This is a genomic window from Jiangella aurantiaca (genome assembly GCF_004349105.1).
GTDB lineage: Bacteria > Actinomycetota > Actinomycetes > Jiangellales > Jiangellaceae > Jiangella > Jiangella aurantiaca.
In genome coordinates this window covers 25959-35876 of sequence record NZ_SMLB01000060.1, presented here as the reverse complement: position 1 = coordinate 35876, position 9918 = coordinate 25959, and the positions used below count along the sequence as shown (strand labels likewise).

9 protein-coding genes are annotated in these 9918 nt (G+C 73.0%); 3 read left to right on the top strand and 6 right to left on the bottom strand.

Features of this window, described 5'->3' with window-relative positions:
* Positions 1 to 258 precede the first annotated feature (258 nt).
* The 4 genes from E1262_RS26955 to E1262_RS26940 form a co-directional block, all read right to left on the bottom strand.
* The gene (locus E1262_RS26955) at positions 259 to 1878 is read right to left on the bottom strand and encodes an alpha-amylase family protein (RefSeq protein ID WP_132107440.1); all 1620 of its coding nucleotides are present in this window, start codon (positions 1876 to 1878) and stop codon (positions 259 to 261) included.
* Positions 1875 to 2846, bottom strand: a complete 972-nt coding sequence (locus E1262_RS26950) for a TIGR03885 family FMN-dependent LLM class oxidoreductase (protein WP_132107439.1) — start codon at positions 2844 to 2846, stop codon at positions 1875 to 1877. The genes E1262_RS26955 and E1262_RS26950 overlap by 4 nt, the downstream gene beginning before the upstream one ends.
* Positions 2847 to 2893: 47 nt before the next feature.
* Complete coding sequence (locus tag E1262_RS26945; RefSeq protein WP_203454511.1) at positions 2894 to 4342, bottom strand: RNB domain-containing ribonuclease; 1449 nt, start codon at positions 4340 to 4342, stop codon at positions 2894 to 2896.
* A 93-nt stretch (positions 4343 to 4435) separates the two neighbouring features.
* Positions 4436 to 5401 (bottom strand): helix-turn-helix transcriptional regulator, encoded by a 966-nt coding sequence (locus E1262_RS26940; protein WP_132107438.1) that lies wholly within the window; start codon positions 5399 to 5401, stop codon positions 4436 to 4438.
* A 64-nt stretch (positions 5402 to 5465) separates the two neighbouring features.
* On the opposite strand from E1262_RS26940, the gene E1262_RS26935 reads away from it, so the two are divergent.
* Entirely contained in the window at positions 5466 to 6605 is a 1140-nt protein-coding gene (locus E1262_RS26935; RefSeq protein ID WP_132107437.1) for an epoxide hydrolase family protein, read from the top strand.
* Between the two features lie 10 nt (positions 6606 to 6615).
* Here the strand turns inward: E1262_RS26935 and E1262_RS26930 are convergent, their stop codons facing one another.
* Positions 6616 to 7512 carry a LysR family transcriptional regulator gene (locus E1262_RS26930; RefSeq protein WP_132107436.1) on the bottom strand — a complete coding sequence of 299 codons (897 nt, stop codon included), beginning with the start codon at positions 7510 to 7512 and terminating at the stop codon, positions 6616 to 6618.
* An 81-nt stretch (positions 7513 to 7593) separates the two neighbouring features.
* On the opposite strand from E1262_RS26930, the gene E1262_RS31095 reads away from it, so the two are divergent.
* Positions 7594 to 8181 (top strand): DMT family transporter, encoded by a 588-nt coding sequence (locus E1262_RS31095; protein ID WP_203454509.1) that lies wholly within the window; start codon positions 7594 to 7596, stop codon positions 8179 to 8181.
* On the top strand, positions 8157 to 8525 hold the full coding sequence (locus tag E1262_RS31090) for a DMT family transporter (protein ID WP_203454507.1): 369 nt from the start codon (positions 8157 to 8159) through the stop codon (positions 8523 to 8525). The genes E1262_RS31095 and E1262_RS31090 overlap by 25 nt, the downstream gene beginning before the upstream one ends.
* Here E1262_RS31090 and E1262_RS26920 read toward each other — a convergent pair.
* On the bottom strand, positions 8467 to 9903 hold the full coding sequence (locus E1262_RS26920; RefSeq protein ID WP_162606104.1) for an erythromycin esterase family protein: 1437 nt from the start codon (positions 9901 to 9903) through the stop codon (positions 8467 to 8469). The genes E1262_RS31090 and E1262_RS26920 overlap by 59 nt on opposite strands.
* Positions 9904 to 9918 lie beyond the last annotated feature (15 nt).

Below are 9918 nucleotides of genomic sequence, written 5' to 3'. Positions count from 1 at the left end.
GCCCTGCTCACCGCCCACGGCGCCGGCGGCGGCGCCGTGGGCGGTGAGCAGGGCGGCGGTACAGGCGCCGGCGGCGGCGAGTGCCGCGCCGGCTCTGGTCCGGTGTCCGCGCAGGGCCATGAGCGGTCCTTCCTCGAAGGGCGGGAATGCTCGGACGCTAGTGGTGGCCCAGTGCAATGTCATCCGACAGCTGTCGCATGACAGCCGGCGTCAACGCGACAGACTGTGGACGCCGTCGCGCGCGGCGCCCCGGACGTGTCAGCCGGGGCGGAACCAGCGGTGGCCGTACGGTTCCAGCTCGAGCTCGTCGCCCGGCGCATGGTCGTCGGTGCCCAGCAGGTCGGTGAGCCGCTCCCAGCCGTCGTCGCGCGGGAGCCGCACCTGCGCCGGCCGGCCGGAGAGGTTGTGCACCGCGACGACGGTGCGGCCCTGCCAGTCGCTGCGGTGCGCCAGCACCGGACCCGCCGACTCGAGAAGCTCCAGCCGGCCCCAGCCGAGCTCCGGGCACTCCTTGCGCCGCCGGATCAGCCGCTCCATCCAGTTGAGCAGCGAGTCGGGGTCGCGGCGCTGGCTCTCGACGGTGACCTTGGCTCCGTCCGGTATCGGGCGGCAGAGCCGGGCGCCCTCAGGCGCCGGGGAGAAGCCGGCATGCCGCTCCCCCGACCACTGCATCGGCGAGCGCACGCTCAGCCGGCCCGCGATGTCGAGGTTCTCGGTCATGCCGATCTCCTCGCCGTAGAACAGCGCCGGCGTGCCGGGCAGCGAGAACATCAGCGAGTACACCATCCGGACCCGCCGCTCGTCGCCGTCGAGCATGCTCGGCAGCCGCCGCCTGATGCCCCGTCCGTAGAGCTGCACGTCCGGCTCCGGGCCGAGGGCGGCGAAGACCTCGCCGCGCTCGTCCTCGCTCAGCTGGTCCAGGGTGAGCTCGTCGTGGCTGCGGACGAAGTTGACCCACTGGCACTCGCGCGGGATCTCCGGCAGCGAGCGCAGCGCCTTCACCAGGGGCCCGGCGTCCTCGCGGACCAGCGCGAGGTACATCGCCTGGTTGACGGTGAAGGCGAACTCCATCGTGAGCTCGTCGGCGGTCTCGCCGAAGTATTCGACCGCCTGGTCCGGCGGCAGGTTGACCTCGCCCAGCAGGACGGCGTCGCCGCGGCGGCGGGTCAGGTAGGCGCGCAGGTCGCGCATCAGCTCGTGCGGCTCCTGGCTGGCGGCCGCCGCGCGGTCGGACTCCTCGATGAGGAACGGGACGGCGTCGACTCGGAACCCGGCCAGCCCGAGCGCGAGCCAGAACCCGGCGACGAGCGCGATCTCGTCGCGGACGGCGGGGTTGGCGGTGTTCAGGTCCGGCTGCTCGGTGTAGAAGCGGTGGTAGTACCACTGTCCGGCCTGGTCGTCCCACGCCCAGGTGGACCGCTCCTCGCCGGGGAACACGACGTCCTTCGGCTTGTCGTCGGGCTTCTCGTCCCGCCACACGTAGAAGTCGTGGAACGGCGCGTCGCGGCCCTTGCGCGCGGACCGGAACCACGGGTGGTTGTGCGACGTGTGGTTGACGACGAGGTCGACGATGACCCGGATGCCGCGGTCCTGCGCCGTCCGCACCATCTCGACGAATGTGCCCAGCGTGCCGAGCCGCTCGTCGACGCCATAGAAGTCGACGATGTCGTACCCGTCGTCGCGCTCCGGCGACGGGTAGAACGGCATCAGCCACAGGCAGGTCACGCCGAGACCCTCGAGGTAGTCGATCCGCTCCGTCAGCCCGCCGAGGTCGCCGCAGCCATCGCCGTCGGAGTCCAGGAAGGTCTGCACGTCCAGGCAGTAGATGACGGCGTTCTTCCACCAGAGGTCGCCGGCGCTCCGGCGGCGCCGGCTCATGCGCGCACCGCCGTCAGGGCCGGCAGCACGTGCTCGCCGAACGCGTCGATGAACCCCCGCTGCTCCTGGCCGACGTGGTGGACGTAGACGGTCCCGAAGCCCAGGTCGGCGAGCGTGTGCAGGTAGTCGGCGAAGCGGCCGAGGTCGGCGAAGACGAGGACGTTCTGCCGGACGTCGTCGGGGCGGACGTGCTTCGCGGCCTCGTCGAACTGCTCCGTCGTCGCCAGGTCCCAGCACAACGGCGGCGCGAACACGTTCGTCCGCCACTGCTCGTGGGCGATGCGCAGGGCTTCTGCTTCGTCGGGCGCCCAGCTGACGTGGATCTGGACGGCGAGCGGCTTGCCGTCGCCGCCACTGCCGGTGAAGGCCTCGACGACGTTCCGCAGCGTGTTCACGGGCTGGCCGACGGTGACCAGGCCGTCGGCCCACGCGGCGGCCCAGCCGGCCGTCCGCGGGGTGACGGCGGTCGCGTACAGCGGCGGCGGGGTCTCAGGAAGGGTCCAGAGCCGGGCGCGGTCCACCGTCACCAGCCCGTGGTGGGTGACCTCGTCGCCGTCGAGCAGGGCCCGGATGACGCCGGCGCACTCGCGCAGGCGAGCGTTGCGGGTGTCCTTGTCCGGCCAGGGGTCGCCGGTGATGTGCTCGTTCAGGTGCTCCCCGCTGCCCAGCGCGACGGAGAACCGGCCGGGGAACATCTCCGCGAGCGTCGCGATGGCCTGCGCGGCGACGGCCGGGTGGTAGCGCTGGCCGGGCGCGCAGACGACGCCGAACGGCAGCGCCGTCGTCGCCATCGCCGCGCCGAGCCAGGCGAAGGAGAACCCTGATTCGCCCTGCCGCGAGCTCCACGGCGCGAAGTGGTCCGACGACCACACGGCCTGGAAGCCGGCCTGCTCCGCGTGCCGGACGTCGGCCAGCAGCCTGCTCGGCGCGATCTGCTCGTGCGACGCGTGCCAGCCGACGACAGGCATGGTCGGGATTCCCTTCCGGACGGTGATGTGTCCGGTCGTTTACCCGGTCAGGCCAGTTCGAACCGGATCGTCCTGGTCCGCGGGTCGGCGGCGGCCAGCCGGGCCCGGACGTCCGTGCCCAGCGGCAGCTCGCGGTCGTCGCTGATCAGCGCCTCGACGGCGGGCTCGCGGATCGTGACGTCGCCCTTCCGTGCGTCGCGGTCGTCCAGGTCGACGACGACGCCGTCGAAGCTCTCGCCGACGTGCGGGTGCAGGACCGCCGCCTCGACGAGGTCGAGCACCGCGCGCTCGTACCGGTTGGCCCGCCGGGTGGACGCCTGCATGGTCTTCGGCAGCTCGCCGAGCCGGTCGACCACCCAGCCCGGGACCTCGTCGCCCGCGCTGAGCGCGACGCAGATCTCCGCCGCGTACCGGTCGACCAGCCGCCGCAGCGGCGCCGTCACGTGCGCGTAGTCGGCGCCGATGGCCGAGTGGCCGGTGTGCTCGGGCAGCTCGCCGGCGAACCCGACGTAGCCGGAGCCGCGCAGCAGCCGGGTGCACGCGACCAGCATGGCGGCGTGGCTGGAGGTGGCGGGGTCGAGCGAGCGGACGAAGTCGGGGTAGCTCTGGTTCTCCGGCCACTCGATGCGCAGCGCCTTCGCCGTCCGCCGCAGCCGCTTGACGTCGCGCGGGTCGGCCGGGGCGAGCGTGCGGAGTAGGCCGGTCTTCGCGCCGACCATGAGCTTGGCCGCCGTCATGCCGGTCAGCAGCGAGATCTGCGCGTTCCACTGCTCGACCGGGTGCTGCTGCCGGAACTCCAGCGACCAGTGCTCGCCCTCGATGCGAACCTCCTGCTCCGGCAGCGGCAGCGAAACGCCTCCGCGCTCCGCCTCCCTGCGGAGTCGTCGCTCGCCGACTTCTCTGAGGAGGGTGAAGACTGGGTCGGCCGTGCCGGCGTCGAGCTGCTCCTGCACCTGCGCGTAGGCCAGCTTGGCGCGGCTGCGCACCAGCGCCCGCTCGACGCGGGCCGCCAGCGTGTCGCCATCGCCGTCGAGCTCGATGGTCCACAGGAGCGCCGGGCGCACCTGGTCGGCCAGCAGCGAGGCCGCGTCCTCGGACAGCGCCTTCGGGTAGAGCGGCACCTTCGAGTCGGCGCCGTAGAGCGTCTCGCCGCGCTTGTGCGCCTCCTCGTCGACGGCGTCGCCGGGGCTCACGAACGCGCCGACGTCGGCGATGGCGTAGAAGACGGTGAAGCCGTTGCTCTGGCCGCGTTCGATGTGAAGGGCCTGGTCGAGGTCCATGGCCGTCGCCGGGTCGATGGTGACCAGCGGCAGGTCGGTGCGGTCGAGAGCCGGGAGGCGCGGGTTCTTGGCGGCCTCCTGCGCCGCCTGTTCGACCTCCGGCGGGAAGTCCGGCGTGACCTCGAGTTCGGCCTGGATCGCCGCGACGCCCGCCCGCAGCGCCTCGCCGTCGGCGGACAACACCTCGTCGCGCAGCCGCACCACTCGTCTGGGCACTGCCGGTCCTCCCGGGGGTCGCTCGTTCGGCCGTGCACAGCCTCTCACGGGGTGTCACGAACCGCCCGAGGAATCCCCCACAGGAAGCACGGACTACGGCCGGATGGCCCGGCGGTACCGCTCGCCGAGCACTCGGAGGTGCTCGACCAGTTCGGGCGGCTCCGTCACCCGGAAGTCCAGCCCGAGCATCCCGATGTAGACGGCGATGATCTCCAGGCTGTCGGCGCCCGTCACCAGCACCGACGTAGATTCGTCCACCGACTCGACCACGCCGACCGTCGGGTTGATGCGCGCCAGCACCTCGGCCGCCGGCGCGAGCACCGTGATCCGCGCGTGCACCGACCAGCCCGTCGATGCGACCTCGCGCAGCACGAACGCGGTGTAGTCCTCGCCCGGGAGCGGCATCGGCGCGAATCGCAGGCCGGTCCGCATGCGCAGCGACAGCCAGTCGACGCGGTACGGGTGCCACTCCCCCGACGCCGGCTCGCGGCCGACCAGGTACCAGTGCCGCTGCCAGCTGACCAGCCGGTACGGCTCGACGGCGAGCGGCGGGCCGTCCGGCCGGCCCGGGTAGTCGAACCGCACCTGCTCGTGGTCGCGGATCGCGGCCGCCAACGCGGTGAGCACCGCGGCGTCGACCACCGGGTCGTCGACGTTGCTGCTGGTGTTCTCGGGCCCGCGCGACATCGCGTCGTGGATCGCGGCGACCTGGCGGCGCAGCCGGTGCGGCAGCACCTGCTCGAGCTTTGCCCGCGCCCGCGCGCTGCTGTCCTCGATGCCGGCGACGCCGCTGCCGGCCCGCAGCCCGATCGCGACCGCGACCGCCTCCTCGTCGTCCAGCAGCAACGGTGGCAGCCGGGCGCCGGCACCGAGCCGATAGTGCCCGGCGGCACCGCGGGCGGCGTCGACCGGGTAGCCCAGCTCGCGCAGCCGGTCGACGTCGTTGCGGATGGTCCGCGGGCTGACGCCGAGCCGTTCGGCCAGCTCAGCGCCGGTCCAGGCGGGCCGCGACTGCATCAGCGAGAGCAGCGCGAGCATCCGGGCCGAGGTTTCTCTCATGTCTCCGAACTCTGCCGTCTCATTAGGAACGTACCGTGCCTATTGGCCTTCTAGCGTAGCGGTCATGACGAACTCCACCGCACCGATCCGCCCGTTCCGCGTCGAGATCAGCCAGGCCGACCTCGACGACCTCCACGACCGCCTGTCCCGCACCCGGCTGCCGCGGCCCGTCCCCGGCGACGACTGGGACTACGGCGTCCCGAACCACTACCTGCGCGAGACCGTCGACTACTGGCGCGACGGGTTCGACTGGCGCGCCCAGGAGGCGCGGATGAACGCCTTCCCGCACTATCTGACCGAGATCGACGGCCAGACGATCCACTTCATCCACATGCCGTCGGCCGAGCCGGGCGCGACGCCGCTGCTTCTGCTCCACTCCTACCCCGGCTCGTTCGCCGACTTCCTCGACATGATCGGCCCGCTGACGGATCCCGTCGCGCACGGCGGCAAGGCCGAGGACGCGTTCTCGGTCGTCGTGCCGTCGATGCCCGGCTTCGGCTTCAGCACGCCGGTCGAGGACCGCGGCTGGACGATGGCCCGGGTCGCCCGCACGTACGACACGCTGATGCGCCGGCTGGGCTACGAGAGCTACGGCACCCACGGCAGCGACGGCGGCGCGATGATCTCGCGCGAGCTCGGCCTACTGAACCCGCCCGGATTCCTGGGGCTGCACGTGCTGCAGCTGTTCTCGTTCCCGTCCGGCGACCCGGCCGAGTTCGAGAAGCTGTCGCCGGCCGACCACGCCGGACTGCAGCACCTCGAGTGGTTCCAGTCCGTCGGCGGCTACAACGCGATCAACGGCAGCCGGCCGCAGACCGTCGCCGCCGGGCTTTCGGATTCCCCCGTCGGGCAGCTGGCCTGGAACGAGCTGTTCAACTCGTTCGGCAACGGGACCAGCCTGGTCACCCGCGACCAGATCCTCACCGAGGTGTCGCTGTACTGGTTCACCAACACGTCGGCGACGGCCGGGCGGTACCACTTCGAGGAGGCCCATTCCGGCGCCGCCCCCGCGGTGAACCACGCGCCGACCGGCGTCGCCGTGTTCGCCGACGACTTCCGCACCATCCGCGCGTTCGCCGACCGCGACAACAGCAACATCGTCCACTACAGCGAGTTTCCCGAGGGCGGGCACTACGCCATGCTCGAGCGGCCGGACGTGCTGGTCGACGACCTGCGGGCGTTCTTCGCCGGCCTCCGGCCCTGACGGCCGACGTTCAGCCGCGCGCCGCGCCGCCGACCACCTCACCCAGGAGGTCGGCGGCGCGCAGTGCTGCCGGGTGCTGGGCGGCGGACTTACGGACGGCGACGTGGATGCGCCGCACCGGCGCCGGCGCGACGATGCGCAGCGTCGTCACGCCCGGCGGGAGGTCGCGGATGCCCAGCTCTGGGACGACGGTGAGCCCGATGCCGGTCGCGACGAACGGGATCGCCGTGTGGTAGTCGTGCGTCTCGACGGCGAACTCCGGTGAGAAGCCGGCCTCGGCGCAGGCCCGCAGCAGCACGCGGCGGCATGCGCCGTCGTTGAGGTCGTTGTCGATCCAGCGCCGCCCGGCCAGCTCCGCGAGCGGCACCTCGCCCCGTGCGGCCAGCGGGTCGTCGGCGCGCACGACCGCGAGGTACGGGTCGTCGACCAGATGCCGCACGTCGGAACCGGCCGGCGGCGTCCACTCCGGCCGCTCGACGAAGATGTCGACGTCGGGCTCATAGCTGTCGGGCAGCTTCACCTCGGTCATCCGCAGGTCCAGTCGCAGCTCCGGGAACTCGGCCTGCAGCGCGGCGACGACGGGCGGCAGCCAGGCCGCGCCCGCGGAGGCGAAGTAGCCGATCGACAGGCTGCCGACCCGGCCGGCCCGCAGGTCGCCGACCAGCCCCTCGAGCCGGGTCAGCGCCTCGAACAGCGGCTCGGACTCGGCCGCGAGAGTGCGGCCGGCGGTGGTCGGCTCGATGCCGCGGCCGGCTCGGTCCAGCAACCGCAGCCCGGTCTCGCGCTGCAACGCGGCAAGCTGCTGGCTGACGGCGGACGGGGTGTAGCCGAGCGCCTCGGCGGCGGCCCGGACGGAGCCGGTGGCGACGACGGCGCGGAGCAGGCGGAGGCGGGGCACGTCCAGCATGGGTTCATCGTAAAGGAACACTTAATGAATGGACAGTAATACGTGCTTGTGCTGTCGAATCCACCACCGCATCATGACAGGGTGACGCAGACCCTCCCGGCTCCCGCCGCCACCGCGCCCCGTCTCACCGAGAGCCGCAAGGCCGCCGTCGCCGCCGCCGTCACCGTCGTGCTCTGGTCCTCCGCGTTCGTCGCGATCCGCGACGTCGGCCACACGCTGTCCGCCGCGCCGCTCGCGCTGATCCGGCTGGCCGTCGCGTCCCTGGCACTGACCGTGCTGGTGGTCGCGACCCGCGGCCGCCGCGTGGTCCCGGTGCGTCTGTCGCGGCGCACCCTCGGGCTGATCGCGGCCTGCGGGGTGCTCTGGCTGGCCGGCTACACGGTCGCCCTCAACGCCGGCGAGCAGCATGTCGACGCCGGCACCGCGGCGCTGCTGGTCAACGTGGCGCCGCTGCTCATCGCGTTCGGCGCCGGGCTGTTCCTCGGCGAGGGGTTCCCGAGGGCGCTGATCGCCGGCTCGCTGGTCGCGCTCGGGGGCGTCGCGGTCATCTCGCTGGGCTCCACCGGCGACCGCGACTGGCTCGGCGTCGCGCTCTGCCTGCTGGCGGCGGTGCTTTACACGGCCGGCGCGCTGATCAGAAGGTCGTGCTGCGCGTCACCGACGGGCTGACGACCACCTGGCTGGCCTGCCTGGTCGGCACCGCGGTGCTGCTGCCGTGGACCCCGGCCCTGGTGTCGGAGCTGTCGGACGCCTCGCCGGGCGCCGTGCTGGCCGCGGTCTATCTGGGCCTGTTCCCGACGGCGATCGGCTTCACGACGTGGGCGTATGCGCTCAAGCGGATGGACGCCGGCCGGCTCAGCGCCACCACCTACGTCGTCCCGACGGTGTCCGTGCTGATGTCGTGGGCGCTGCTCAGTGAGATCCCGACGGCGTTCGGACTGGTCGGCGGCGCCCTCAGCCTCGTCGGCGTCGCGATCTCCCGCCGGCGGCCTGGACGAGCTGCGTCGCGGTGACGGTGCGGACGTGCAGCAGCGCGTCGAAGCCGGCCCGCCACGACGGCAGGTGCTGGGCGTAGTGCTCGTCGCGGGCAGAGTCGTACGCGGAGCTCATGATCCGCAGCGACGCAGGCCCGTCCAGCCGCTCCCGCACCTCCGCGGGCCCGCCGCGCCGCAGGTCTATCAGGTAGTCGCCGAGGCGTGCCCGGCCGAGCAGCGCGTCGGCGAACGACGGGCTCGACGGCGGGACGGTGTACACGCGCGGCCCGCCGTCGACCTCCCAGCCGGTCAGCACGTCGCCGTGGTCGAAGACGGTCCCGACGGCGACGTAGCCGGCGCCGAACCCCGCTCGGAGCAGGCCGCCGGCCAGCCGCCGCCGCGCCGGCGGGTCCGGCGGGAACTCGATCACCATCCGTTCGGCGGCGGCGACGTGCGCGTTGGCGGCGCTGTAGACGATCCGGTGCCCGGTCCGCTCGTGCCAGGCCGTGACGACGCCGGCGACGTACCGATCGCGCAGGTCGTCCCGCACGCCGGCGGCGGATCCGGACTCGTAGAACCCGAGCAGCGCGAACGCGTGCAGCACGGCGTCATCGGGATCGACGGCGGCCCGGCGCCTGCGGGCGGCCCGGCTCGCCGCGGCGTCGCGGACCATCTCATGCAGTTCGCGGGCGGCGGCGACGAGCGGTTGCCGCTCGTCCTCGGTGAGCCGGTACTTGTACCAGACGAGGTGCTCCTGCGGCGTCCCGCGCAGGGCCAGCGCCCCCAGCAGCTCGCGGACCCGCGGCAGCCGGTCCGGCACGACGGCGGCGGCGAACCGCTCGATCTCGTCGTACTGCAGCGCCCGCAGCTCGAGCACGTCGGCGCCGAGGAAACGGACCAGGTCCCAGTCGGGCCGGCCGCGGTTGAACTCGCGCATCCACCGGACGAGGTCGAGCATCGCCTGGCTGCGCAGCCTGAACGGCGCCTGGCCGACGGCGGTGCGGGCGTCGGTGCCGTCGCCACGGACGTAGCGGTCGAGGACGACGCCGCTACCCCAGCTCTCCTCCCAGGCGATCGTGCGGAATCCCAGCTCCTCGACGAGGTAGCGGGCGACGCGGTGCTTCAGCGCGAACTGGGTGTGGGTGCCGTGGGCGGACTCGCCGAGCCCGACGACGGCCGCGTCGCGCACCGTCCGGCGCAGCGGCGTGAGGTCGTCGAGCGGGCCGCGCGGGCTCGTCCGGACCGGGGTGGCGTGCCGGTCGAGCCACTCGACGAACGGATCCCCCGTGCGGACGGCGACGCCGGCCGCCGTCGCGCGCGGGCCCGGCAGCAGCGTCGTGCCGGCCGCGACCGCCGCCAGCCCGACCAGGCCGCGGCGGCTCAGGGTGGACAGGTACGGGGCGTGGTCGATGCTCATGCCGCTCACCATGGC